At 76.2% G+C, this 24,551-nt stretch carries 24 protein-coding genes; 9 read left to right on the plus strand and 15 right to left on the minus strand.

What is annotated here, in order from left to right:
• The first annotated feature begins 281 nt into the window (after positions 1–281).
• The 5 genes from AMPC_RS17215 to AMPC_RS17235 all read left to right on the plus strand — a co-directional run bounded on the left by AMPC_RS17215 (position 282) and on the right by AMPC_RS17235 (position 3,079).
• Positions 282–569, plus strand: coding sequence for a hypothetical protein (locus AMPC_RS17215; protein ID WP_248342661.1), 288 nt, complete (start codon positions 282–284; stop codon positions 567–569).
• Positions 566–1,174 (plus strand): YceI family protein, encoded by a 609-nt coding sequence (locus AMPC_RS17220; protein ID WP_248342663.1) that lies wholly within the window; start codon positions 566–568, stop codon positions 1,172–1,174. Before AMPC_RS17215 ends, AMPC_RS17220 begins: the two co-directional genes overlap by 4 nt.
• 220 nt (positions 1,175–1,394) lie before the next feature.
• Positions 1,395–2,066, plus strand: a complete 672-nt coding sequence (gene radC / locus AMPC_RS17225) for a RadC family protein (RefSeq protein WP_248342664.1) — start codon at positions 1,395–1,397, stop codon at positions 2,064–2,066.
• Complete coding sequence (locus AMPC_RS17230; protein WP_248342665.1) at positions 2,054–2,302, plus strand: hypothetical protein; 249 nt, start codon at positions 2,054–2,056, stop codon at positions 2,300–2,302. Before radC ends, AMPC_RS17230 begins: the two co-directional genes overlap by 13 nt.
• A gap of 318 nt (positions 2,303–2,620) precedes the next feature.
• On the plus strand, positions 2,621–3,079 hold the full coding sequence (locus AMPC_RS17235; protein WP_248342667.1) for a universal stress protein: 459 nt from the start codon (positions 2,621–2,623) through the stop codon (positions 3,077–3,079).
• Between the two features lie 152 nt (positions 3,080–3,231).
• On the opposite strand, the gene AMPC_RS17240 is transcribed toward AMPC_RS17235, so the two are convergent.
• Positions 3,232–3,699: a single-stranded DNA-binding protein gene (locus AMPC_RS17240; protein WP_248342669.1), complete on the minus strand. Its 468-nt coding sequence runs from the start codon at positions 3,697–3,699 to the stop codon at positions 3,232–3,234.
• A gap of 109 nt (positions 3,700–3,808) precedes the next feature.
• A complete protein-coding gene (dacB, locus tag AMPC_RS17245) occupies positions 3,809–6,082 on the minus strand; it encodes a D-alanyl-D-alanine carboxypeptidase/D-alanyl-D-alanine endopeptidase (RefSeq protein WP_248342670.1) in 2,274 nt (757 codons plus the stop codon).
• 195 nt (positions 6,083–6,277) lie between these two features.
• Here dacB and AMPC_RS17250 point away from each other — a divergent pair, with 195 nt between their 5' ends.
• Both AMPC_RS17250 and AMPC_RS17255 read left to right on the plus strand, forming a co-directional pair.
• Entirely contained in the window at positions 6,278–6,457 is a 180-nt protein-coding gene (locus AMPC_RS17250) for a hypothetical protein (RefSeq protein WP_248342671.1), read from the plus strand.
• A 57-nt stretch (positions 6,458–6,514) separates the two neighbouring features.
• Positions 6,515–7,897, plus strand: a complete 1,383-nt coding sequence (locus AMPC_RS17255; RefSeq protein ID WP_248342672.1) for a carbohydrate porin — start codon at positions 6,515–6,517, stop codon at positions 7,895–7,897.
• A 79-nt stretch (positions 7,898–7,976) separates the two neighbouring features.
• Here the strand turns inward: AMPC_RS17255 and AMPC_RS17260 are convergent, their stop codons facing one another.
• Positions 7,977–9,716 (minus strand): methyltransferase domain-containing protein, encoded by a 1,740-nt coding sequence (locus AMPC_RS17260; RefSeq protein ID WP_248342675.1) that lies wholly within the window; start codon positions 9,714–9,716, stop codon positions 7,977–7,979.
• Positions 9,713–10,057, minus strand: a complete 345-nt coding sequence (locus AMPC_RS17265) for a hypothetical protein (RefSeq protein ID WP_248342676.1) — start codon at positions 10,055–10,057, stop codon at positions 9,713–9,715. Before AMPC_RS17265 ends, AMPC_RS17260 begins: the two co-directional genes overlap by 4 nt.
• Positions 10,058–10,237: 180 nt before the next feature.
• On the opposite strand from AMPC_RS17265, the gene AMPC_RS17270 reads away from it, so the two are divergent.
• Positions 10,238–10,504 (plus strand): hypothetical protein, encoded by a 267-nt coding sequence (locus AMPC_RS17270; protein ID WP_248342677.1) that lies wholly within the window; start codon positions 10,238–10,240, stop codon positions 10,502–10,504.
• Between the two features lie 66 nt (positions 10,505–10,570).
• Here AMPC_RS17270 and AMPC_RS17275 read toward each other — a convergent pair whose 3' ends face one another.
• From AMPC_RS17275 to AMPC_RS17285, 3 genes are read right to left on the minus strand one after another with little or no spacing between them, the layout of a single operon-like run.
• Positions 10,571–10,849, minus strand: coding sequence for a polyhydroxyalkanoic acid system family protein (locus AMPC_RS17275; RefSeq protein ID WP_248342678.1), 279 nt, complete (start codon positions 10,847–10,849; stop codon positions 10,571–10,573).
• Positions 10,850–10,887: 38 nt separating this feature from the next.
• Complete coding sequence (gene queC, locus AMPC_RS17280) at positions 10,888–11,598, minus strand: 7-cyano-7-deazaguanine synthase QueC (protein ID WP_248342681.1); 711 nt, start codon at positions 11,596–11,598, stop codon at positions 10,888–10,890.
• A complete protein-coding gene (locus tag AMPC_RS17285) occupies positions 11,595–14,867 on the minus strand; it encodes an MXAN_5808 family serine peptidase (protein WP_248342682.1) in 3,273 nt (1,090 codons plus the stop codon). The genes queC and AMPC_RS17285 overlap by 4 nt, the downstream gene beginning before the upstream one ends.
• Before the next feature lie 191 nt (positions 14,868–15,058).
• Here AMPC_RS17285 and AMPC_RS17290 point away from each other — a divergent pair, with 191 nt between their 5' ends.
• Entirely contained in the window at positions 15,059–16,378 is a 1,320-nt protein-coding gene (locus AMPC_RS17290) for a glutamate--cysteine ligase (protein WP_248342684.1), read from the plus strand.
• Here the strand turns inward: AMPC_RS17290 and AMPC_RS17295 are convergent.
• The 8 genes from AMPC_RS17295 to AMPC_RS17330 form a co-directional block, all read right to left on the minus strand.
• Positions 16,365–18,167: a BatD family protein gene (locus AMPC_RS17295; protein WP_248342685.1), complete on the minus strand. Its 1,803-nt coding sequence runs from the start codon at positions 18,165–18,167 to the stop codon at positions 16,365–16,367. The genes AMPC_RS17290 and AMPC_RS17295 overlap by 14 nt on opposite strands.
• The gene (locus tag AMPC_RS17300) at positions 18,148–19,053 is read right to left on the minus strand and encodes a tetratricopeptide repeat protein (RefSeq protein WP_248342686.1); all 906 of its coding nucleotides are present in this window, start codon (positions 19,051–19,053) and stop codon (positions 18,148–18,150) included. The genes AMPC_RS17295 and AMPC_RS17300 overlap by 20 nt, the downstream gene beginning before the upstream one ends.
• Positions 19,050–20,111, minus strand: a complete 1,062-nt coding sequence (locus AMPC_RS17305; RefSeq protein WP_248342687.1) for a vWA domain-containing protein — start codon at positions 20,109–20,111, stop codon at positions 19,050–19,052. The genes AMPC_RS17300 and AMPC_RS17305 overlap by 4 nt, the downstream gene beginning before the upstream one ends.
• On the minus strand, positions 20,108–21,112 hold the full coding sequence (locus AMPC_RS17310; RefSeq protein ID WP_248342688.1) for a vWA domain-containing protein: 1,005 nt from the start codon (positions 21,110–21,112) through the stop codon (positions 20,108–20,110). Before AMPC_RS17310 ends, AMPC_RS17305 begins: the two co-directional genes overlap by 4 nt.
• Complete coding sequence (locus AMPC_RS17315) at positions 21,109–22,023, minus strand: hypothetical protein (protein WP_248342691.1); 915 nt, start codon at positions 22,021–22,023, stop codon at positions 21,109–21,111. Before AMPC_RS17315 ends, AMPC_RS17310 begins: the two co-directional genes overlap by 4 nt.
• Positions 22,020–23,024 (minus strand): DUF58 domain-containing protein, encoded by a 1,005-nt coding sequence (locus tag AMPC_RS17320; RefSeq protein ID WP_248342692.1) that lies wholly within the window; start codon positions 23,022–23,024, stop codon positions 22,020–22,022. Before AMPC_RS17320 ends, AMPC_RS17315 begins: the two co-directional genes overlap by 4 nt.
• A gap of 9 nt (positions 23,025–23,033) precedes the next feature.
• Positions 23,034–24,023, minus strand: coding sequence for an AAA family ATPase (locus AMPC_RS17325; RefSeq protein WP_248342693.1), 990 nt, complete (start codon positions 24,021–24,023; stop codon positions 23,034–23,036).
• A gap of 79 nt (positions 24,024–24,102) precedes the next feature.
• Positions 24,103–24,543 (minus strand): hypothetical protein, encoded by a 441-nt coding sequence (locus AMPC_RS17330; RefSeq protein ID WP_248342695.1) that lies wholly within the window; start codon positions 24,541–24,543, stop codon positions 24,103–24,105.
• Positions 24,544–24,551 lie beyond the last annotated feature (8 nt).

Consider the following 24,551-nt stretch of genomic DNA (forward strand, 5'->3'; position numbering starts at 1 on the left):
CGCGGAGAGGGCGGGGGCCGCGGGGTTCGCGGCCGCTCGCGCGCCGCCTCGGTCGAAAGGGGCGGGGGGCGCTCGGCCGAAGCGCGCGAGTTGACTCACAGTCACCACCGGGTGTCCCGCGGGCGCGCGTCACCCTCGCCGGAGAGCCCCGCGTCCGGCCCGCGAGCGCGCCCCGGGCCGCCGGCGACGTTGGGGCCCCCCGGCGGCACTTCCCGCGATCCCGGGACGCTTCCCTTGAAGCCGGGCGGGCGGGCGTTAGATCAGCCGACCGGAGCCGACACGTGGACCGAGCCCCCGTCCTCTTCGTCTCGCACGGCGCCCCCACGGTGGCGCTCGCGCAGGACGGCTACGCGCTGGCGCTGCGGGAGGTCGGCCCGCGCTGGCCCGCCCCGGCCGCCGTCGCCGCGGCCCCGACCAGCGAGCGCTTCGCCCCGAGCTTCGTCGCGCTCGGCGCCGCCCCCCCGGGCGAGCGCGTCGCGACCGTCTACGAAGGGTTCCACTACCGCACGCTCGGGATGAGGAGCTTCGCCCTCCTCCCGGGCGGCGAGACGAAGGAGCAGAGACCATGAAGCGCTTCGCGTCGTTGCTGGCCGCACTCGCCTTCCCGGCGCTCGCCGGGGCCGCCACCTGGGAGATCGATCCGGCGCACTCGTCCACCTCGTTCTCGGTGAAGCACCTCGTCATCACCACCGTGCGCGGCGTGTTCGGGAAGACCACCGGCACCGTGGAGCTGGACGAGAAGAGCCCGGCCCGGTCCAAGGTGGAGGCCACGGTGGACGCGACCACCATCGACACCCGCGTGAAGCAGCGCGACGACGATCTCAAGTCGTCCAACTTCCTCGACGTGGAGAAGTTCCCGACCATCGCCTTCAAGTCCACCCAGGTCCGGGCGGCGGGGAAGGGCAAGCTCGAGGTGACGGGCGACCTCACGCTGCACGGCGTCACGAAGCCGGTGACCTTCCACGTGACCGGGCCGAGCGGGACCGTGAAGGGCATGCAGGGCGAGCTGCGCCGGTCGGCCAGCGCGACGGCCAGGATCAACCGGCACGACTTCGGGCTCAACTACAGCAAGGCCATCGAGGCCGGGCCGGTGGTGGGCGACACGGTGGACCTCCAGATCGACGCCGAGCTGGTCCAGAAGCCGCCCGCGGGCGCGGCCTCCAGCGAGAAGTAGGGGCCGCTCGGCGCCGCAGCCCGTCCTCGCGGCGCTCACCTGCTGCACACCCTCCCCGCCCGGGCGGGGAGGGATGGGGAGGGGCGGCCAGCCGTGCCCCCGGCCCCGCTCCGAGTGCGTACCGCGGCCCGCGCGGACGCGCCGCGGCCCGCGCCTCGCGCCCTCCCCCGCGCCGGCGCGGAGTTCGCCCCGGGCACGCCCGTTGCTCCCTGCGCCGGGCATGCTGCGCGACTCCGCTCCCTGCGAGCGCCCCCGCGAGCGGCTCCTGGCCGACGGCGCGCGGGCGCTCTCCGACGCCGACCTCCTGGCGCTCGTGCTCGGCTCCGGCACCGCCGGGCGCTCGGCGCGCGCCCTCGCCCTCGCGCTCGCCGAGGCGGTCCCGCTGGCGGAGCTGGCTTGGGCGCCGCCCGATCTCATCGCCGCCCACCCCGGCATCGGCCCGGCCCGCGCCGCCGCCGTGGCCGCCGCGTTCGAGCTGGGGCGCCGCGGGGCCTGGTCCCCGCCGCGCCGCGGCGAGCGCTGCCTCGATCCGGCGCGCGTGCACGAGCTGTTGCGCCACGCCGCCCACGCCGACCGCGAGAGCTTCTACGTCGTGCTGCTCGACGTCCGCGGCCGCCTCCTGCGGACGCTCCGCGTGGCCGAGGGCTCGCTGTCGCAGTGCCCGGTCTCGCCGCGGGACGCGCTCCGGCCCGCGGTGCGCGAGGGGGCCCACGGCGTGGTGTTCGTGCACAACCACCCCTCGGGCGATCCGGCCCCGAGCGCCGAGGACGCCGAGCTGACCGAGCGGCTCCGGGCGGCGGCCGAGCTCGTCGGCGTGCTGGCGCGCGACCACGTGATCGTCGCGGCGGGCGGCTACTACTCCTTCGTCGAGGCGGGCCGGTGGCGTCGCTGATCCTGCTCGCCGCGCTCGCGGCCGCGCGGGCCCGGCCGGTGTTCGTGGACCGGGTCGAGGACGGGCGCGCCGTGGTCGTCGACGCCGGGCGCTCGCGGGCGCTCCCGCCGGGCGAGGCGCGGGGGGCGCGCGAGGGCGACTGCCTGTCGAACGGGCGCGTGGATCGCGCCAGCACCGAGCGGGCGCGCCGGAGGTTGCGGCGACGGGCGGCGGAGATCCCCTGGCGGTCCGACTGATTCCCGAGCGGGTCTCGCGCAGCGGTTGCGACCGGCGGAGCCGCGGACGCAATCACTTCATGCTCCGTCCGGAGCCCTCCTCGTCCGGAAGCGGGGCTGGGTCAGCAAAAAGAGGACCGCTCTCGGCCATCCGCAGCGGAACCTCCCCTGGAACGCGCGATGCTTCCAGCCAAGGTGGCACGCTCCGCCGGCCACGAGGGGGCCACCGGGGGGAAGCTCCCGCTGGGCTGGCGAGGAGGGGGGAGAGCGAGTCGCGGGACGCCGCTGGCCGCGCCGCGGCTCGCTCTCACGTGCCGGGTGGGACCGAGGAGGCGAGCGATGACCTGGGCGACCATCTGCTGTGCGGTGGACTTCTCCGAGCCGTCGAAGGCGGCGTTCCGTGTGGCCTGCGAGCTCTCCGCGCGACTCGGCGCGAAGCTCACGCTCTTCCACGCCGACATGGTGCCGGGCTCGAGCTACCCCGAGACCGTCATCGCGATCACGCCGGAGATGCTGGCCGACCTCTCGAGCCAGGCCGACCGGTCGCTCACCGACTGGAAGGATCAGGCCGTGGCGCTCGGCGTGAAGGAGGTCGCGCTGGCGCGGTCGCCCGGCATGCCGGCCGGCGAGATCGCGCGCTTCGCCGAGGACGGCCACTTCGATCTCGTGGTGCTCGGCACCCACGGGCGGACCGGCCTGCGCCGGGTGCTGCTCGGCTCCGTGGCCGAGGAGGTGGTGCGCCGCTGCGCGGTGCCGGTCCTCACCGTCCCGCCCTCGTGGCGCGGCGAGAGCGACTGAGCCGCCCCGTGGCGCCCGCGGCCCGGCGCGGGCCGGCGTCCCTCGGCCCACCTCCGAGCGCCGCCCGAAGCCGGGCCGTCTGAAGACGAGAAGAGCGGCGGGGCCGGTGGGCCGCGCCGCTCCTCGTGAGCCGATCGCCTGGGGAGTGATCCCTAGAACGGGATGTCGTCGCCGCCCGGCCCGGGGCCCATGTCGCCGCCGCCGCCCTGCGACTCGTCGTAGTGCGGCGCGCCCTCGTCGTGCTGCTGCTGCGGCCGGCCGCCGCCGCGGCCCGCGCCGCCGCCCGCGCCCTGGCCGCCGAGGAACCGGACGCCCTCGGCCACCACCTTCACCTTGTAGCGGTCCTGGCCGGACTGCTTGTCCTGCCACTTGTCGGTCTTGAGCCGGCCCTCGACGTAGACCTGGCGACCCTTGGAGAGGTACTCGCCGCACTGCTCGGCCTGCTTGCCCCACACCTCGACGTCGTGCCACTCCGTCTCCTCCTTGCGCTGGCCGGACGCCTTGTCGGTCCAGCTGCGGGAGGTGGCGATGCGGAGGGTGGCCACGGCCTGGCCGCCGGAGGTGTAGCGGACCTCGGGATCCTTGCCGAGGTTGCCGATGAGGATGACCTTGTTCACCATGAGGAGAGTCCTTCCCTTTGGGGACGCCACGCAGTTCCGTCGTGACGTTCTCGTGAGGAGCGGAACCTAGCACGGCGCGCTGACACGCGCTGCCCGGACCTCCGGCGGCTCACCTGCCGGCGGCCGGGGGGATGGGCACCGGCCGGGCGGCGTCGCCCGCCGGGAGCGGCGAGAGCGCGGGCGCCGCCTGGACCTTCCTCCGCTCGTCGAGGCGGGCCGAGAGGGCCACGGCGCGGGCGGCCCGGGTCGGGTTCGGGTCGGCGAGGGCGCGGCGCAGCGCGGCCGGGAACGGGTGCTCCTCGTCGCCGTCGCGCGCGAGCCCTCGCGCCAGCGCCGCCAGCCCGGCGTCGGCGGCGGCCGGCTCGGCCGCGAGCAGGGCGAAGAGCAGCTCGTCCGGCGCGGTCCGGCCCACCTCGGCGAGCGCATCGGCGTAGGCCTCGGCGAGCGCGGGCGAGGCCGAGGTCTCGGGCGCGAGCGCCAGGAGCCGCTCCATCGGCTCCGCCTCCCCCTCGGCGGCGAGGTCGGCGAGCGAGCCCACGAGCGGCGCCGGCACCTCCGGGGTGGTGAGCGCCCGCAGGCGGGGGAAGCCCGCGCGGGCGTCCACGGCCGCCGCGTCGAGGAGCGCGCGGCGCCCGGAGCCGGAGGCGGTGTCCGACAGGAAGATGGCCTCGGCGGCGGCGAGCCGGAGCGCCGGATCGCGCTCGGCGGCGAACGCCGTGCGGAGCTCCGGCAGGTTGCGCGGATCGCCGGCGCGACCGAGCTCCTGGTAGCGGGCCACGCGCGCCCGGGCCTCGGGCTCGGACAGCTCCTCCGCCGCCGCGGGCGCCTCCGCCAGGGCCACCGCCGCGCCGAGCTCCGAGGGCCGGCCGGCGCCGGCGAGCGCCGCGCCGAGCGCGTCCACGCCCCGCACCACCGCGTGGGTGCGGCCGGGGAAGTCGTTCACGAAGATGGCGAAGGCGAGGTGCTCGTGCGCGGCGGTCTCCACGTAGCCGGAGAGGCTGCGGACGCCGTCGAGGGTGCCGGTCTTGGCGCGCAGGCGGCCGACCGCGTCGGTGCCCCACATCCGCCAGCGGATGGTGCCGTCCTTGCCGGCCACCGGGAGCGCGCCGACGTACTCGGCGGCGAGGGGGAAGCGGCGCCACATCGCGCCGAGCAGGGTGACGGTCTGGCGGGCGGTGAAGCGGTTGGCGTCGTTCAGGCCCGAGCCGTTGCGCATCTGGTACCCGCCGCGCGGGATGCCCGCCTCGGCGAGGAAGTCCTGGATGGCCTCGATCCCCTTGGGCCACGAGCCCGGAGCGCCCTTCACCTGCGCCCCCAGCGTCTTCACGAGCTGCTCGGCGATGAAGTTGTTCGAGTGCTTCTGGAGCGTGCGCACGATCTCGGCGAGCTCGTCGGACTGGGCGAGGTAGACGAGCCGCGCCGCCGGGGGCACGCGGCCGGCCCGCACCTGGCCCGTGACGCGGACGCCGCGGAGCTCCAGCATGCGCTTGAGGGTGTGGCCGAAGTAGAGGGTCGGGTCGCCGATCTTCCGGTAGAAGACCTGGTCGCCGCCGTTGAGCGGCAGGCGCCCGGTGACCGTGATCCGCTCGAGCCCGCCCTGCAGGCTCGAGGAGGGGACCACCCGGCGCCGGGCGCGCGCCCGCGCGGTGACGGTGCGGTTGTCGAGCGTGAAGAAGTCGCTCGCCGGCTCGAGCTCCACCCGGCCCCGCGCCTTCGGCTTCGGCCCGCCCGCCACGTGGATGGCGACGGCGTTGAAGTTGAGCGAGAGCGCGCCGGTGGGCGCGAGGTAGGCACGGTCCCCGTGCTCCTGGTCGTAGCCGGGCCCCTCGCGCTGCTCGTCGAACCAGGAGTCGTCGAGGACGAGGTCGCCCTTCACCGTGCGGATCCCGCGGTGGGCCAGCTCGCCGGCGATGGCGTAGAGCCGCTCGGTCACCATCGAGGGGTCGCCCTTGCCGCGGACGTAGAGGGCGCGCACCGTCTCGGCGGCGCCGGGCTCGGCGTAGAACTCGGTCTCGAAGCGGAACTCGGGGCCGAGCCGCGCCAGCGCCGCGGCCGCGGTGAAGAGCTTCACGTTCGACGCGGGGTTGAAGAGGTCGTCGGCGTTCCGCGCGAAGAGGAGCTGGCCCGAGTCGAGGGAGACGACCGCGACGCCGGTGCGGGTCCGGCGCAGCGCGCTCGTGCCGAGGATCCGCGTGAGCGCCTGGGCGAGCTGCGCGGCGCCCTCGCCCTGGAGCGCGGAGGCGGCCGCTGGCGCGGCGGCGGGCGGGCGGTCGGCCGGGGCGGCGGGAACGGCGGGAGCGGCCGGCGCGGCGGCCGAGGCGGGGAGGGCGAGGGCGAGGGCGAGGGCGGCGACCGCGGCGGGTCGGAGCGGGACGGTGGACACGATTCTCTTTCTCGCACGGCCGCAGGGCGGCAGGCAGGGCGGGCGGTGCGGGGGCGGCACCCCTGCAACCCTTCGACCCGCTGGGGTATTTCCAGCCGGTGCCGGGCCCGGTTGACAGGCCGCCCTTTAAGGGGATAGGTTGGCGCCACTTCGGTAATGAGAATGAGTCTCAATACCGAAAATTGGAGCGCGCCCATGCCGACCCTGCAGCCCGACCGCGCCGTCAGCCCCAAGCTCCGCCGCCCCTGCGCCGACCACGGCGACCTCCGGTGTGGCTGCGGCAGCCTGCTCGCCCGCGTGGTGGGGGAGACGGTCGAGCTGAAGTGCCGGCGCTGCAAGCAGACCTGGCGCATCCCCATCCAGCCGGCGCACTAGCCTTCCCCCAAGGCCAGCGGTCGCGAACCCCGAGCCCGACCCCTCCCGACCGTCCCCATGCCGACCCGCCCTCCGCGCCTCCTCGGCGCCGCCCTCCTCCTCGCCTCGCTCCTCGCCCCCCTCGCCGCCCTCGCCGAGCCCTCGCCCGTCGGCGAGCGGCCCGCGCTCGGCCAGGGCGCGCCCGCTCCGGCCGCCGGCGAGCCCTCCCCCTGGACCGCGAGCTTCCAGAGCACCTACGTCCTGCAGCGGAAGGCCGGCTTCCAGGCCGCCTACACCGGGCCGAACAGCCTCGTGACCGCGCCGGAGACCGGCTACACGCTCACCGCCACGCTCTTCCTCGGCGTGCGCCCGTGGCCGGGGGCCGAGCTCTTCGTGAACCCGGAGGTGATCCAGAGCCAGGACCTGTCGCACCTCGCCGGCCTCGGCGGGCTCTCGAACGGCGAGAACCAGAAGTCGGGCGGCCCGCTGCCGACGCTCTACCGGGCGCGGGCGTTCCTGCGCCAGAGCTTCGCGCTCGGCGGCGCCGAGTCGCGCGTGGACGCCGGGCCGAACCAGGTCGCGGGGACCGTGGCGAGCCGGCGGCTCGTCCTCACCGCCGGCAACTTCGCCGTGGCCGACGTCTTCGACCAGAACGCGCTCGCGCACGATCCCCGCACCCAGTTCCTCAACTGGTCGCTCATGGGCTACGGCGCCTCGGACTACGCCGCCGACGTGCGCGGCTACACGGTGGGGCTCGCGCTCGAGTGGTACTGGGACGCCTGGGCCGTCCGCGCCGGGCGCTTCGCGCAGCCGGAGGAGTCGAACGGGCTGCCGCTCGACCTCGACCTCTGGCGCCACTACGGCGACGTGCTGGAGGTGGAGCACGCGCACGAGCTGTTCGGCCAGCCGGGGAAGGTGCGCGTCACCGGCTTCCACAACCGGGCGCGCATGGGCGCCTTCCGGGACGCGCTCGCCTACGCCGCGGCGCACGGCGGGCCGCCCTCGGTCGCCGACGTGCGGCGGGAGCAGTCGAAGTACGCGCTCGGGATCGGCCTCGAGCAGGGGCTCCTCGAGGACGTCGCCGCCTTCGCCCGCTACAGCCTCAACGACGGCCGCACCGAGACCTACGCCTTCGCCGAGATCGAGCGGTCCTTCACGGCGGGCGTGGTGGTGAAGGGGCGCCCCTGGCGGCGCGAGGGCGACACCCTCGGCGTGGCGGTCGCCGTGAACGGCCTCTCCGACGACCACCGCGACTACCTCGCCGCGGGCGGCACCGGCTTCCTCATCGGCGACGGGCGGCTCAACGCCCGGACCGAGCAGATCGTCGAGGCCTACTACAGCCTGCGCGCCTTCCCGGGGCTCTGGTTCACGGCGGACGCCCAGCACATCGCCAACCCGGCCTACAACGCCGACCGCGGGCCGGTGAACATCGTGGGGTGCCGGGTGCACGTGGAGTACTAGGCGCGGAGGCACGCTTCGGCTGCCGACCGCGAGCCCCTCTTCCCCTCTCCCGCGAAGCGGGGGAGGGACAGGGAGGGGGTCACCGCCCCGCCCGCGCCAGCGCCTCCCGGATCGCGGCGGCGTGCGCGAGCCGCGCCTCGACGCGCGCCCGCAGGGCTCTCCGGGCCTCGGCGACCGCGCGGGGCCCGAGGCCGAGGGCGCGGCCGGCGAGGGCGTCGAGCTCGCGCTGCGCGGGGCGGTCGAGCATGGCGGCGAGGTCGGTCGTGACCGGGTCCCCGGCCAGCGCCTCGAAGCAGCGCGCCACCTCGGCGGCGAGCGGCGCGAGCGCCTCCGGCCGCGGGAACGGCGCGCGCGCGAGCACCCCCTGGTCCACGTCGGCGATCGCCTGCGCTCCGGTGAGCTGGCGGGCCGCCTCGTCCACCGCGAGCCGGATGGGCGTGGCGCCGAGCAGCGCGGCGATCAGCGCCGGCTCCGCCGCCCGCGGGAAGACGGCGAGCCACTTCTTGTCCTCGCACCAGCCCTCGCGGTTGAGGAAGGCGAAGGCGCGGGCGCCCACCTTCGCCGGGTAGAGCACCGGCGCGGGGGGACGGCCCGGCGAGAGGCCCCACCAGGGCGCGCGGCCGCGGCAGGTGGCCCGGTCGGCCACGCCGAGGGCCTCGCCGCGGGCGAGGTAGGCGCGGGCGAGCGGTCCCGGCTCGCCGGCGGGACGGAAGAGGACGCGGACGGGCGCGGCGCGGGCGGGGGCGGTGGCCTCCTTGAGGCTGGCGAGGAGCGGCGGCGCGTCGGCCGGATCGAGCGAGACCTCGCCGGCGAGCGGGCTCCGGTAGCGGCCGGCGCCGAGCGGCTCGAGGTGGAAGAAGGCGTTGCAGCCCGACTTGAGCCCGAAGCGGACCTGGGCGACGTCGCCGACGGTCACCGCGCCCCGGGGCGCCGGCCGCGGCGGGCGGCGCAGCGTGAGGCGGCGGGTGGAGAGGCCGCGGAGCGCGTCGCGGAGCGCGCCGTCCTCGAGCGCGCCGAGCGCCACCGCGGCCTCCGCGGACGGCCCGGCCTCGGCCCCCTCCACCCAGACCGCGAGCGCGGTGTCCACCGAGGCGGCGAAGCTGCCGGACGCGCGCGAGCGGAGCGTGAGGGCGAAGCCGCCGCGGGCGCGGGCCTCGGCCGCGAGCGGCGCGGCGGAGCGGGCGCTCGAGAGGGCGCGGGGCCAGACCAGCGCCGCGACCGGCGCGTGCCGGAGCGCCACCAGCGCGAAGTGGGCCGACAGGTCGGCCTGCCGCGAGAGCCCGGTCCTCGCCCCGGCGCGCGCCTTCTCCGCGGGAGAGAGCGACTCGTGCCGCAGGAAGGGCGGGTTCATGAGGACCAGGTCGGCGGCGGGCCAGGGCACGGCGAGGGCGTCGGCGCAGCGGATGGAGGGCGGGTCCTCGTGGCCCTCCAGCCGGCGTCGGCACGCCTCCGCCGCCTCCGGCGCGATCTCGATGCCGTGCAGCCGGAGCCTCGCGCCCGCCGCGCCGGCGAGCCTGGCGGCGGCGGCGAGGAGCGCGCCGGCGCCGCAGGCCGGGTCGAGCACCGCGAGGCCGTCGAGCGCCGCGGCGAGGGGGGCCGAGGCGGGCGCGAGGCCGAGCAGCGCGGCGAGCCCGTCCGCGGGCGGCGGCCCGCCGCGCCGGGCCGCGGCGTGGGCCAGCCCGAGCGCGGCCAGGAGCCGGGCCTCGGCGGGTGGCGTGAAGACCGCGCCGCGCGCGCCGGCGAGCGCCCGCTCCACGGCCGCGTCGAGGCCGGCGTCGTCGTCCGTCTGGGAAGGGCGCTCGGCCGCGGTCCGGCTCACGCCGGCATTCTAGCCTGCACCCGCCCGCCTCCGCGCAGCGCCGAGAGCGAGACGCTCGGCACCGGCGCGAGCAGGAGGAGCAGCCCGCCGGCGCAGAGCTCGACGAGGCCGACGACCGGCTGCTGCCAGCCGAGGAGCCGCGGCGCCAGGAGGAGCCAGGCGCCCGGCGCGGCGAGCCCGAAGCGGGCCGCCGGCCACTCGAGCGCGGCGAGCGTGGCGACGCAGACGAACAGCCCGAGCGCCACCTCGTGGAGCACCGGGCCGAGCGCGTCGTAGCCGAGGGCCAGCGGCGCCAGGATGAGCGCCAGCCCGACTCCGAAGGTGGCCCAGCGTGCCCCCATGTCCGGAAGGTATTTCCGGACCGCCACCCGTCAAGGCGCGAAGGGTCCGGGCGTCCGAGCAGGCCCACCTGGGACGGAGCGGCTTCGGGCCGCCGGGCCAAAACTGGCTTTGCCGCGCCGGCCGGTTATGGTCGAGCGCCCCCACCGGGACCGATGACCAAGCCTCCCCGACGCTCGCACATGACCTACGCCGACGAACGGATGGCCGCCGAGACCGGCCGCGCCCTCCTCATGCTCTACCGCGCCGGGATGCAGGTGCGGCTCGCGCCGGACGCGCTCCGCGGCAAGGCCCAGGTGCGCATCGCCCCCGGACCTTCCGCCAAGAAGCGCGGCGGCGCGGTCCCTGGGGCGGTGATGGGCACCGGCGACTCCCCGCTGCAGGCGCTCTACCAGGCGGTGGAGCGGCTCAACGAGAAGGCCGGTGCGATCGTCGTCGAGTTGGACTAGGCGCCGCGACGAAGGGGAGGGGTCCCAGCGCAGCGGGCGAGGTCGGAGCCCGGACGGCTCCGCCGCTCACGCAAACAGCCCGTCCAGCTTCTCCTCGATGTTCTGCGTCACCTGCTTCTTCATCGGGAAGATCATCGGGAAGTCGAGCTTCACCGTGACCTCGCCGTCCTTCACGGTGTAGGCGCCCTTCACGCCCATCTTGTCCACCGAGCCGGACTTTCCGGCGGGATCGGTCTGGTACTTCATGGCGAGCTTGTCGGCCATGCGGTTCATGACCTGGTGGACCTTCTCGTAGATCTCGTCGGCGTTCTTGCCGGGGTAGCTGCGCTTGATCTCGTGGGCCATGGGGCTCCTCCTTGGAGCGCCGGGGACGTGCCCGGCGGTCAGACGTAGACGGTGGGATCGGGCACGCCGGCGGCCTCGAAGCCCTTGCGCCGGAGCGTGCAGGCGTCGCAGCGGCCGCAGGCCTTGCCGCGGACCGGATCGTAGCAGGAGAGGGTGAGCGCGTAGGGCACGCCGAGCGACGTCCCGAGCTTCACGATCTCCGCCTTGCCGAGCTTCTGCAGGGGGGCGTGGATCCGGAGCTTCGCCCCCTCCACGCCCGCCTTGGTGGCGAGGCCGGCCAGCTTCTCGAAGGCCCGGATGAACTCGGGCCGGCAGTCGGGGTAGCCGGAGTAGTCGATGGCGTTCACGCCCACGTACACGTCCTGCGCGCCGAGGGTCTCGGCGTGGGCGAGGGCGAGGGCCAGCATCACCGTGTTGCGGGCCGGCACGTAGGTGATGGGGATCTCCTTCGCCATCTCCTGCTCGCGCCGCCCCTTCGGCACCCGGAGCTTCCCGTCGGTGAGCGCCGAGCCGCCGAAGGCGGACAGGTCCACCTTCACCACCTTGTGGTCGGCGGCGCCGAGCGCGGCGGCGAGCCGGCGGGCCCGCCGCAGCTCCTCCTTGTGGCGCTGGCCGTAGTCCACCGAGAGCGCGTGCGGCTCGAAGCCGTCGCGCACCGCGACCGCGAGGCAGGTGGTCGAGTCCAGGCCGCCCGACAGCAGCACCACCGCGCGGGGCTTCCGCTCCTCCCGAACCTTGCGCCGGCTCACTGCGCCTTGCCCTGCGCGACCTCGGCGCCGGAGCGCCGGTGGATGACGAGGCTGCGCCGCGACTGGAAGTCCTCGTCCTCGCGGGCGAAGACGGTCACGACGTTGTTGCCCGGCTTGAGCGGCACGTCCACCGAGAAGTCCACGCTCGTCTGGGCGCCGTTCTCGGGGGCGACCTTGAAGAAGATCTTCTGCTCGTTGACGAAGACGAACACGTCGCGGAGCCGGGTCCCCTTCACGCCGGCCGGGGCCGGCGGCACGCTCGCCGTGCCGGTGAGCTTGAAGTGGTCGCCGCTCGCCACCGGCGCGCCCTGGGCCGGGTCCGGCGAGAGCGTGATCCGGGGCGGCTCGCGCTGCCAGATCTCGGCCGCGGAGAGGGCGGGCGCCTTGCCGTGCTGCGGCGCGGCGAGGTCGGCGGCCGAGACGAAGGCGGCGCGGTCCTTCTGCCAGTCCACCTTGTAGAAGCAGCCCTCGGCGGCCTTGCCGGTGCCGGGCACCGCGCCCGGCGGGCAGCCGTAGGCGGCGACGGCGGTGAGCGCGGTGCCGCGCGGCGCGAGCGCCAGCGGCGCGGTGTCGCCCCGCGCGCCCGACCGGAGCACGGCGTCCTTGTTCACCGGGACCACCGCCTTCACGGCGACGTGCGCCGGGGCCTTGTCGGCGAGCGGCAGGGAGAGCTTCTCCGAGGTCACCTCGTCGAGCTTCTCGTCCACCACCGTGACCCGGAGCGGCACCTCCTGCCCCTTGAGCCCCTTCTTCACCTGGAGCTGGAAGGTGGCCGGGCGGCTCTCGCCGGGCGGCACCGCGCCGACGACCGCGCGCCCCTTCTGGATGAAGGTCTCGCCGTCGCCCAGGTTCTTGAGGATCACGTAGGTCTTGTCGCCCGACGGCCCCTTGCCCTCGTTCCGCACGTCCACGCGCAGCTCGATCTGCTCGCCGCGCTCGACGAGCCCGTCGCCGTTGCCGGACGGATCGAGCACCTGCGAGCTGAAGGCGAAGAGCGGCTTCGGCCCCTCGACCACGTCGAGCTGGGTCACGAGGTCGGAGGGCGCGCGGCCCCCCTCCTCCTGGAAGTGGAAGGTGACGTCGTCGCGGCGGCTGTCCATGCCCTTCGGCAGCTTCACCGGCACGGTCCAGCTCCGCTTCTGCCCCGGCTTCACGAGGCCGAACACGAACTCGCGCCGGTCGAGCAGCGGGTTCTTGTCCACCAGCGTCCAGGCGCGGAGCCGGCGCAGCGGGCCGTCGCCCTTGTTCTCCACCGTCACCGTCCAGGGGACGCTGTCACCCGCCGCCTGCTGCTGCGCCGGGGCGGGGGTCACGGTCACGACCGGGCGCGGCGCGCCCTGGGCCGGGCCGCTCGACCAGTCCACGCCGAGCGCCTCGAGCCGGGCCTGGAGCCGCCGGTCCTCCTCGTTGCGCCGCTCGGCCACGAAGCCCTTGGCGGCCTCGAGCAGGCGCGGCCGGTCGCCGAAGGGGGCGCGGGCGAGCAGGTCCTTCGCGAACCGGATCTGGTAGTCCTCCACCAGCTGGTCCGGGTTCTGCTCGGCCTCGTCGTCCTCCTGCTGCTCCGGCGTCATCTCGGCGAGCTCGGCGTGCGCCGCGGCGGCGCGGGCCTCCTTCTCCTCCTTCTTCATCGCCTTCGCGACCAGGTCCTCCTTCTCGTCGAGCAGGTAGCGCAGCTCGAGCGCCGCCTTCTCGGTGCGCGCCTTCCGCTCCGCGGCGCGCTTCTCGCGCTCCGCCTCGGAGAGGGTGGCGTCGGCCAGGTTGGAGATGTGCCGCTCGAGGTCCACCTCGCCCATCATCCGGGGCGGGGCGAAGTAGTTGACGGCGTCCTTGAGGGCGCGGCCCGGGAGCAGCAGCACGTCGGGGGTGACGCCGGTCTCCTGGATCGAGACGTCGCCCGGCGTGAGGTACTGCGCGATGGTGAGCTTGAGGGCGAGCTCGTCGTCGGGGCGGATGGGATCCTGCAGATCGGGGTAGAGCACCTGCACCGAGCCCTTGCCGAAGGTCTGGCGGCCGATGACCAGGGCCCGGTTGTTGTTCTTGAGCGCGCCGGCGACGATCTCGCTCGCCGAGGCGGAGCTGTTGTTGACGATGACCACGAGCGGCAGCCCGGTCATGTCGTCGGGCTCGGCGGTGGCCTCGTGCGTCTGGTTGACGCGGCCGCGGTCGCCGCCGCCCACCTGCTTCACGATGACGCCCTCCGAGAGGAAGAGGTCGGAGACGCGGATCGCCTGGTCGAGCAGGCCGCCCGGATTGCCGCGCAGGTCGAGCACGAGCCCCTTGAGGTTGCCGCCGGCCTGGGCCTTCTCCTGGGCGATGGCCGCCTGGAGGTCGCGGGTGGTGTTGGCGGAGAACTGCGACACCTTGACGTAGCCGACGCCGTGCTCGAGGAGCTTCGCCTGCGGCACCGTCTCGTAGTTGATGATCTCGCGGGTGAGGACGAGCTTCTTCGGCTCGGCCGCCGCCGGGCGCTGGGTGGTGATGGTCACCCGGGTGCCCGGCTTGCCGCGCAGCCGGTCCACCGCGTCGTTCAGGTCCATGTTGACGGTGGACTGCTCCTCGATCCGGGTGATGACGTCCTTGGGCTTCACGCCGGCCTTCTGCGCCGGGGTGCCCTTCAGCACCTTCATCACGGTGAGGTTGCCGTCGCGCATCCCGATGACGAAGCCGAGCCCGCCGAACTCGCCCTTGGTCTGGAGCTTCATCTCCTTGAACATCTTCGGGTCGAGCAGCATCGAGTGCGGGTCGAGCGTGGAGAGCATGCCGTTGGTGGCGGCGTACTCGATCTCGCGCAGGTTCTTGTGGGCGACGAGGTTCTTCTCGATGAAGGCCATCACGTCGCCGAGCACGACGCGCACCTTCCAGACCGAGTCGACCTGGGTGATGTCGAAGGCCTTGCGCGCGCTGCCGACGGTCACGTCGAGCCGGCCCGACTGCGCGTCGCCCTCGACCATCACCTCGGCGACCGTCTTCTCGACCTGGTCGAGCGCCGCGACCACCATCGCCTTGGGATCGACGCGCTTCGGATCGACGTAGTTCTCCTTCACCGCGATGAGGACGCGGGAGAAGACCGGGAGCTTCGAGAGCGGGTACGGGGGCTCGTCGGCCTCGGACCGGCCCGCGGCCTCCGCGCCCGCGGCGGCGAGCCCCGGCCGGAAGCCCAGCTCGTCGGCGTGGGCCTTCGCCTCCCAGGAGACGAAGCGGTAGGTGACGCCGAAGGCGAGGGCGAGCGTCGCCGCGAGCGACGCGACCAGGCGGAGGGGACGGATCATGTCAGGGGGTCCGAGCGCGAATGGGTACTGGATGGGAAAGCGAGCAACCCTGCGAGCATAGGTTTGGGCCGGGGGGCGCGCAAGCTGCATCGGACCGGCCGGCTTCTGGATGGCACAACAGCCCTGCCCCGGGTACATTCCGCGCGATGTCACTCGACCGGCGCTCCGAAGCCCCCCTGCCCATTCGCGGAATGGGCGATCTCGTCGGCTGGTTCCGCGATCGGGAGCGGCCCCCCTCCGAGTGGAAGGTGGGGCTCGAGCACGAGAAGGTCGGGCTCCTCGCGGGGACGCGGGACCCCATCCCCTACGCCGGCTCGCGCGGCATCGCCGCGGTGCTGCGGTCCTTCGGCCGCTGGGGCTACCAGCCCTTCGAGGAGGAGGGGAACGTCATCGCCGCGCAGCGCGACGGGCTCACCGTCTCGATCGAGCCGGGCGGCCAGCTCGAGCTCTCCGGCCGGCCCTTCCAGGACGTCCACGTGGTGGCGGCGGAGCTCGACCGGCACCTCGAGAAGTGCCGCGAGATCGGCGCGGAGCTCGGCCTCGAGTTCCTGGCGGTCGGCTACCGGCCCTGGGGCGTGCCCGCGACGGCCGAGTGGTGCCCCAAGATCCGCTACCGGGTGATGCGGCCGTTCCTCGAGGCGCGCGGCGCGCTCGCGGCCGACATGATGTCCATGACCGGCTCCACCCAGGCCTCCTTCGACTTCGGCTCCGAGCGCGACATGGCCGAGAAGCTCCGGGCGGCGCTCGCGGTGCAGCCGGCGGTGGTGGCGCTCTACGCCAACGCGCCCGTGGTCGGCGGCCGGGAGAGCGGCTGGAAGAGCTTCCGGGCGCAGGTCTGGGAGCACGTGGACCCGTCGCGCCAGGGGCTCCTCCCCTTCGCGTTCGAGCCCGGCTTCGAGGCCGACGCCTACCGGCGCTACGTCGAGTGGGCGCTCGACGTCCCCATGATCTTCCTGCGGCGCGACGGCGCCTACCGGGAGACCGGGGGCAGGACCTTCCGCGCCTTCCTGGCCGAGGGGCTGGACGGCGAGCGGGCGACCCTCGCCGACTGGGAGGACCACCTCACCACCGTCTTCACCGACGTGCGGGTGAAGGGGGTGGTGGAGGTGCGCGGCGCCGACGCCTGCGACGCCCCGATGACCAAGGCCCTGGCCGCCTTCTGGAAGGGGCTGCTCTACGACGCCTCCTCGCGGGCCGCCGCGTGGGACCTCGTCTGCGGGCTCTCGCTCGAGGAGCGGCGCGCGCTCGGCGCCGCGGCCGGGCGGGAGGGGCTCGCGGCGCGGCTCCCCGACGGCCGGACGCTCGGCGAGGTCGCGGCGGCGCTCATCGGCCTCGCCGCCAACGGGCTCTGCCGGCAGAAGTGCTGCGGCCAGCGCGGCGAGGACGAGCGGGTCTGGCTCGAGCCGCTCGCGGCCCGCGCCGAGTCGGGCCGCTCGCCGGCCGACGACGCGCTCGAGGCGTGGCGCCGGGGCGGCGACGCGGCGCTGGCGGCCCGGCTCAGGATCGCCTGAGCCAGGGGGCGCGGTCGAGGAGCGCCAGCGCCTCCTCGGCCCGGCGCCGCACCGCCTCGGCCGGCGCGCCGCCGCCGAAGCGGGCGCTGTCGGCGAGGTCGAGGGCGGCGGTGAGCGCGGCGATCGCCTCCGGCGGCGCCTCCTCGCGGGCGAGGCGGGCCGCGAGCGCCTCGCGCGTGAGGCCGGACACGCCCTCTCCCAGCCGGTCGGCGAGGTAGCCGAGGAGCGCCCGCGCCACCTGGCCCGCGGCGAGCGCCGGGTCGCCCTCGTTGGCCCGCGCCGCGTCCAGCCTCCGGCGGGCGAGGTCGCCGGCCCCAGCGGCCGTCCGCCGCCGCGCCGCCTCGCGATCCCGCCGCCGCCGGCGGAGCGCGCGCGCCGCGAGCAGCGCGAGGCCGATCAGGGCCGCGGCGCCCGCGCCCAGGGCGGCGAGCCGGCCGGCCCGGCCGCCGCGGGGAGCCGGGCCGGAGGCGGACGGCCGCGGCGCCTCCGGCAGCGCGCCGCCCGGGGAGGTCCCCGGGAGCACCTCCAGCCGCTGCGCCGGGATCCGGGCCTCCTCGTACCGGCCGGTACGCGGATCGAAGTAGGGCCAGGAGAGGGCCGGCAGCAGGAGCGGGCCCGGGCGCTCGGCCACGAGCACCGTCTCCGCGACGCGCCGGCCCGCGAGCTGGTCGCCCTCGTTCGCCTGCTGGTCGGCGGTGGTGGGCGCGAAGGCCTGCGTCCCGGGGACGGGCGGGAGGCGGGGCAGCGCCCAGCCGGTCAGGTTGCCGCGGCCGCTCGCGACGAGCCGCACCGTGAACGGCTGGCCGGCCTTCACCTGCCGCTCGGGCAGCTCCTCCTCGAGCCGCAGCTCGCCCACGTTGGCCGGGTCGAGGCCGGGCGGGGCGCCGGGCGGGAGCGGCCGCACCTCCACCGCGACGGGCTCGCTCCGGCGGTGGAGCCGGCGCGTCTCCGGGAAGAGGCCGTACGGGTCGCCCCCGCCCACCTGCACCGTCACGTCGGCCTCCACGGGGTCGAAGGTGAGCCGGCCGGGGCGCGTCGCGAAGAGCGCCACCTTGCGCAGGAGGTAGAAGCGGTAGGCGACGCCGTCCACGTAGCGGAGCTGGTAGTCGAGCCGCTGCGGCGTCTCGAGGTCCTCGGCCCAGAACCCCTCCAGCCTGGGGGCGCGGTAGCCCTCGTACCGGAGCACGGCGGCGGGGGAGACGAGGTAGACCGTGGCGGTGACCTGCTCGCCGGGGAAGGCCTGCCGCTTGTCGAGCGAGACCCGGAGGGCCGGGCCGCGCTCCGCGCCGCGCACGTCGGCGGGTGAGGCGGCCGGCGGGGCCGCGCCCGGGGGGCGCACCGTGAGCTGCAAGGGGAGCGTCTCGTAGGGCTTGCCCTCCACCGTGCAGCGGGCGGGCGGGACGGTGATCCGCCCGGCGTGGAGCGGCCGGAGCGCGACGGTCCAGGTGTGCTGCTGCTGCAGCACGAGCCCGCCGCCGCCGAGCGACACCGACGTCTGCGCCGCCTGGGAGCGCGAGGCGATCGCGAGGTCCTCGCCCTTCTCGCCGGGGAGGGCGAGGTCCTTGGGGGCGCTGCCGCTCCGGAGCGTCACCGTGAGCTGAACGGTGTCGCCGAGGGCCACCTCGCCCCGGTCGAGCTCGGCGGTGAAGCTCACCGGGACCGCGGCGCGGGCGACGGGCGGGGCGGCGAGCGCGACGAGGGCGAGGGCCGCCAGGGCCGGCGCGGCGAGCCGGGGCCGCGCGCGGGCCGGCGCGCGGCGCGGGACCGGGCTACCAGTCCTGGGCGGCATCGCCGCGGCTCCTCTCCTGTCCTTCGCGGGCGGGCCACATGGGGAGGTTCTTCTCGCGCGAGCGGAGGGCGTCGAGCAAGCGGAAGGCCTCGTCGCGGCGCTCGCCGGAGGCGCCCGGGCCGGCGCGGCCGGGCCGAGGGGCGCCCTGGGCGTCGGGCCGCGGGGAGCGCGTGGCCGCCCCTCCCCCGCCCTCCCCGCCCGGCGGGGAGGGGGTGGCCCCGGGATGCGGCGAGGGAGGGGACGCGGGGGGCTGGGAAGAGGGCTGACGGGAGGGCGAGGGAGGGGACGTAGGGGGCTGCGAGGCGGACCCGGGGGAGGGCGAGGGAGGGGACGCGGGGGGCTGCGAGGAGGACCCGGCGGATGGCGCGGAGGCGGCGCGCGGGCCCGCCCGCGCGGCGTCGCCGGACGGCTGCGGCGCGCCCGCGCCCTTCCGCTCGTCCGGGCGCTTCGCGCTCCCGCCCGCGCCGCCCTCCTGCTTGCGCCGCAGGAGCACCTCGAGGTTGTGGCGGGCCGCCACGTCTCCCGGGTCCTCGGCGAGCGCGCGGGTGAGCTCCCGGATGGCGCCGTCGTCGTCCCCCGCGGCGGCGAGCGCGCCCGCGAGGTCGTAGCGGGCGCGGCCGGGCCGCTCGCCCTTCGGGCTCGTGAGCGCCTTCGCGAAGGCGTCGCGGGCCTCGCCGTAGCGGCCGAGCCGGTAGAGCGCGAGCCCGCGGTCGAGGTCGAGCCCGGCGCGGGGGCCGAGCCGCCGCTCGGCGTCGTCGTAGCGCCGCAGCGCCTCGGCCGGCTCGCCGGCCTCGAGCCGGGCGTTCCCGGCCTCGACGCCCGGGTCGGGCCGCGTGAGCGGCGAGAGGCCCGCGGCGAGGAGCAGGAGGGCGGCGGCGCGGGTCACGGGCCCTCCTCTCGCCGGGGCCGGACGTCGGGGACGAGGAGCGCGCCGAGCAGGCAGAGGAAGGCCGCGCCGGCGAACCAGCCGCCCTGCTCCTCCCAGCTCACCGCCACCCGGCTCTCGAGCTCGGCCTTCTCGAGCCGCTCCACCGCCGCGGCCACCGCCGGCAGCCCCACGCCGGCGTCGCTCGCGCGCAGGTAGGCGCCGCCGCCGCTCTCGGCCACCTCGCGCAGCGCCGCCTCGCCGAGCCGCGACAGGACCAGCTCGCCGCGGCCGTCCCGCTGGTACCCGTCGAGCGCGCCGCCCTTGCCACGCAGCGGGATGGGCTCGCCCGAGGTCCCCCCGATGCCGACCGCGAACACCCGGGCCCCGGCGTCGGCGAGCGCCCGCGCGGCGGCCGCCGCGCCCGGCTCGTGGTCCTCGCCGTCGGAGAGCAGCACCACCACGCGCCCGCGCGGCCCCCGCTCGCCGGCGGCGAGCACCTCGCCGGCGGCGGAGAGCGCGGCCTCGAGCGAGGTGCCCTGGTCGGGCATGGCCTCCGGGCTCGCGGCGCGCAGGAAGAGCCGGGCGGCGGCGGTGTCGGTGGTGAGCGGGCACTGCACGAAGGCGGAGCGCGCGAAGGTGACGATGCCGAACCGGTTGCCCGCCAGCCGGTCGAGGAGCGCCTCCACCTCGAGCCGGGCCAGGCCGAACCGGTCGGGCGCCACGTCGCGGGCGCGCATCGACCGGGAGGCGTCGAGCGCGAAGACCACGTCCACGCCGTACCGCTTCGCCCCCTCCACCCGCTGCCCGCGCTGCGGCCGCGAGAGGGCCACCGCGAGGAGCGCGAGCGCGGCGACGGCGAGCCCGGCGCGGAGCGCGGGACGGGCCGCGCCCGCCCCGGGGGCGACGCGCGCGGCGAGCCCGCCGGCGGTCCGCGCCAGGAGCGCCCGGCGCCGCCGGAGGGAGAAGGCCGCGAGCGCCGCCAGCGCCGCCACGACCAGCAGGAGCCAGAGCCAGCGCGGCTCGGCGAGGCGGGCGGGGGCGCCGAGGAGGCGCAGCTCGAGCGGGGCGCCGGTCACGGGAAGGGGCGCAGCCGGGTGGCGCCGAGGAGGAGCGCGGCGGCGGTGAGCCAGAAGGCGGGCTGGAGGAGGGCCGGCGCGAGCTCCCGCCACTCGGGCGGGGCGGTGAGGCCGGAGAGGCGCGAGCGCTCGAGCCGGTCGAGCACCGCGTCGAGCCCCTGCGCGAGCGAGGCCCGGTCGGTGGCGTTGGCGTAGCTGCCGCCGGTGGTCCGCGCGATCTCCTGCAGGAGCTCCGGGTTCACCGGGATCTCCACGTCCCGGTAGATGGGGCGGCCGAAGACGTCGGTGTCCACCGGGTAGGGCACCACCCCGCCGCGGCCGACGAGGATGGGGAAGACCGGGACGCCCATCTCCTTCGCGATGCGCGCCGCCTCGAGCGGGGAGACCTGGCCCGCGTTGTTGTCGCCGTCGGTGAGGAGGATCACCACCCGGCTCTTCGCGTCCGACTCTCGCAGCCGGTTGAGCGCGGTCGCGACGGCGTTGCCGATGGCGGTGCCGTCCTCGATGACGCCGAAGCGGAGCTGGTCCACCAGGCGGGAGAGGATGCCGTGGTCGAGCGTGAGCGGGCACTGCGTGTACGCCTCGCCGGCGAAGACCACGAGCCCCATGCGGTCGTTGGGCCGGCGGGCGATGAAGTCCTTCAGCACCTGCTTCGCGACGTGGAGCCGGTTCTCCGGGCGGAAGTCCACCGCCTTCATCGAGGTGGAGAGGTCGAAGGCGATGACCACGTCGATCCCCTCGACGCTCGCCTCCCCGGGGCGGGTGTCGGGGACGCGCGGCCGCGCCAGGGCCACCGCGGTGAGCCCGAGGGCGCAGAGGAGGAGCGCCCGGGGCAGCCCGGCGAGGCGCGCCCACGGCCCGGGGCTCGCCCGCAGCGCGGCGGCGCCGGGGAGCCTCAGCCGGGCGGCGCGGCGGCGGGAGCGCCAGAGGGCGAGCGCGGCGAGCGGGACCGCGGCGAGGAGCGCGAGCGCCCCGGGGTGCGCGAGGGCGAGGCCGGTCACCGCGGCGCCTCCCCCGGCGGCACCCAGGCCGCGCGCGTGGCGGCGAGGAGCGCGCGCCCGAAGGCGAGCGCCCGGTCGCGCTCCGCGGCGCCGGGCGCGGCGCGGGCGAACTTGACGAGGTCGGCGTCGGCGGCGAAGCGCGCCAGGGCGGCGAGGTCGAGCCCGGGCACGGGGCGCGCGCGCAGCGCCTCGAGGAGCTCGGCGCTGGTGAGGTCGAGCGCCGGGAGGCCGGAGAGCGCGCCCAGGTAGCGGCGCACCGCGGTGGAGAGCCGGTCGAAGAGCCCGGCGTCGAGCGGGGCGGCGGCGAGGGCCTCGAGCGCCCGGGCGAAGGCGGCGTCCGGCGGCTCGGGCGGGGCCGCCGGCGCCGAGGCGGCGCGCCGGCGCCTCCAGGCCCGGAGCGCCGCGCGGCCGCCCAGGAAGGCGAGCGCGGCCGCGAGCGCGACCCCCGCCGCCCACCCGACGAGCCGCCAGGAGCGCACCCGCACCTCCACCGGCCCGGAGACGTCCTCGAGCGGGAGGTCCCGGGGCGGCGTCTCCGGGTCGGTGACGAGCACGGTCTTCACGGCGAGCCCGGGGACCTTCACCTTCCGCTCGCCGAGGGCGCCGCCGCCCTGGAGCGCGAGGTCGGGGATCCGGTGCTCGCCGAGCGCGTAGACCGCGAGCGTGAGCGTGCAGCGCGAGACCGCCGCGTCGGGGCCGTCGGGCTCGGTGCGGCAGGTGGCGCTCCGGGCCGCGAACGGCGCGAGGTCGGGCAGCGGCGCGAGGACGTACCCCTCCGACGGCTGGTGGCGCAGCGAGAGCTCGTACCGGAACGTCTCGCCGAGCCTCACCTCGGTCTTGTCGGCCTCGGCCCGCGCGGCCGGCTCCGCGTCGGCGGCGGCGAGCAGGAGGAGCAGCGCGGCCCCCGTCACCCGAGCCTCCGGGCGCGCGCCGCGAAGAAGGCGAGGAGCGGCTTCACGTGGTCGGCGTCGTCGGCCCGGACCCGGACCGGCTCGAGCTCGAGGCCGGCGAAGAGCCGGTGGAGGCGCGCCCGGCGGGCCGCCGCCCGCCCGGCCCAGGCGGCGCGCACGCGCGGGTCGGCGAGGTCGGCGTGGAAGGCCTCGCCGGTCTCGGGGTCCTCGAGGAGCGCCAGCCCGAGCGGGGGGAGCGCCTCCTCGAGCGCGTCGACGAGCTCCACCGGGACCACGTCGTGGCGCCGCGCCACGATGCGCAGGGCGCGGGCGAAGGGCGGCTCGAGGTCCTCCGGGCCGCCCCTCCCCAGCCCTCCCCGCACAGGCGGGGAGGGAGCGCCTCGGTGCTCTCCCTCTCCCGCGAAGCGGGGGAGGGTCGGGGAGGGGGCGCCCCCCTCCTGCTGGAAGTCGGAGAGCAGGAACACCACCGCCCGCCGGCGCAGCACGCGGTGCACGTACTCGAGCGCCGCGCCGAGGTCGGTGCCGCGCCCGGCCGGCTCGAGCTTCAGGATCTCGGAGACGAGCCGCAGCGCGTGCTTGCGCCCCTTGCGCGGCGGCACGAACCGCTCCACCCGGTCGGTGAAGAGCACGAGCCCCACCCGGTCGCCGTTGGCGACGGCGCTGAACGAGACCAGCCCCGCGAGCTCGGCCGCCACCTCCGCCTTGCTCCGCCGGCGGGAGCCGAACTCGGACGAGCCGGAGAGGTCGCAGAGCAGCACCACCGTGAGCTCGCGCTCCTCGGTGAAGCGCTTCACGAACAGCTCCCCCATCCGCGCCGAGACCTTCCAGTCGATGCTGCGCACCTCGTCCCCGGGCGCGTACGCGCGCACCTCGTCGAAGGCCATGCCGCGGCCGCGGAAGACGGAGTGGTACTGGCCGGAGAGCGTGCCCTCCACGGCGCGCCGGGTGGCGATCTCGATGCGCCGGACCCGCCGGATCAGCTCTCGCGGCTCGAGGCGCATCGGCGGGCCTCAGGGCACCTCGACGCGGTCGAGCACCTTCGAGATCACCTTCTCGGGCGTGAGCTCCTCCGCCTCCGCCTCGTAGGTGAGCGCGATCCGGTGCCGCAGCACGTCGTAGGCCACCGCCTTCACGTCCTCGGGGGTGACGAAGGGGCGGTGGCGCAGGAAGGCGTGGGCCTTCGCCCCGAGCGCGAGGAAGAGGGTGGCGCGGGGCGAGGCGCCGTACTCCACGCGCCCCTCGAGCTCGGGCAGGCCGTGGCCGCGCGGGTCGCGGGTCGCGAAGACCAGGTCCACCACGTACGCCTTCACCCGGTCGTCCATGTAGATGGCGTGGATCACCTCGCGCGCCTGGGCGATCTCGGCGAGGCCGGCGACCGCGGTCGCGCGCGGCGGGTCCTTCACGCCCATCCGGTCGAGGATGGTCCGCTCCTCCTCGCGCGTCGGGTAGCCCACCTTCACCTTCAGCATGAAGCGGTCCACCTGCGCCTCGGGCAGGGGGTAGGTCCCCTCCTGCTCGATCGGGTTCTGGGTGGCCATGACGATGAACGGCTCGGGGAGCCGGAAGGTCTCCTCGCCGATGGTCACCTGCCGCTCCTGCATCGCCTCGAGGAGCGCGGACTGCACCTTGGCCGGGGCGCGGTTCACCTCGTCGGCGAGGACCACGTTCGCGAAGACCGGCCCCTTGCGGACGCCGAAGGTGCGGGAGGCCGGGTCCCAGATCTGCGTCCCGACGAGGTCGGCCGGGAGCAGGTCGGGGGTGAACTGGATCCGCTGGAAGCTGCACTCCAGGGTGTCGGCGATGGTCTTCACCGCCAGCGTCTTGGCGAGCCCGGGCACGCCCTCGAGCAGCACGTGCCCGCCGGTGAGGAGGCCGATGAGGGCGCGCTCCACGAGGTAGCGCTGCCCCACGATGACCCGGGACGTCTCCCCGGCGATCAGCTCCACGAACGCCGACTGGCGCTGTACCCGCTCTCCGATGGCCCGGATCTCTTCGTGCACGCTCGCCGCCTGGTGAAGGACGGCGGGATTGTAGCTCCGGCGCGGCGCCCGATCATGGCCGTCGCGCGGGTCTCGCCGCCTAGACCCGGTGGCAGCTCAGGCAGAGCCGGCTGCCGTTCATGGGGAGGGCGGTGTGGTACGGCTGCTCCGACATGCCGTCGTGGCAGGTGACGCAGGTGACCTTGCCGTCCTGGAGCACCAGCGCCGGGTGGAGCCGCCGCGGGGGCTCGAACCTGTCGCTGAAGGCGGCGCGGTCGGTGTAGCTCACCTCGATCGGGTGGACGTTCTCGCCCCGGTGGCCGGCGGCGTTCCGGTAGATCCGCTTCCCCTCCACGCTCCCGTCGTGGCAGGTGAGGCAGCTGCGGCTGCTCGCCTCGAGCCGGTTGACCCGCCCGAGCACGCAGACGGCGCCGTCCCCGACGTCCGACTCCGACCAGTCGGCCGAGCTGACCGGTCCGGAGGCGAGGAGCACCGCGGCTGCTGCGGCAGCGGAGGCGAGGGCGGGGAGTCGGCGCGTCATGCCCCTTC

Source organism: Anaeromyxobacter paludicola (assembly GCF_023169965.1).
Taxonomy (GTDB): domain Bacteria; phylum Myxococcota; class Myxococcia; order Myxococcales; family Anaeromyxobacteraceae; genus Anaeromyxobacter_B; species Anaeromyxobacter_B paludicola.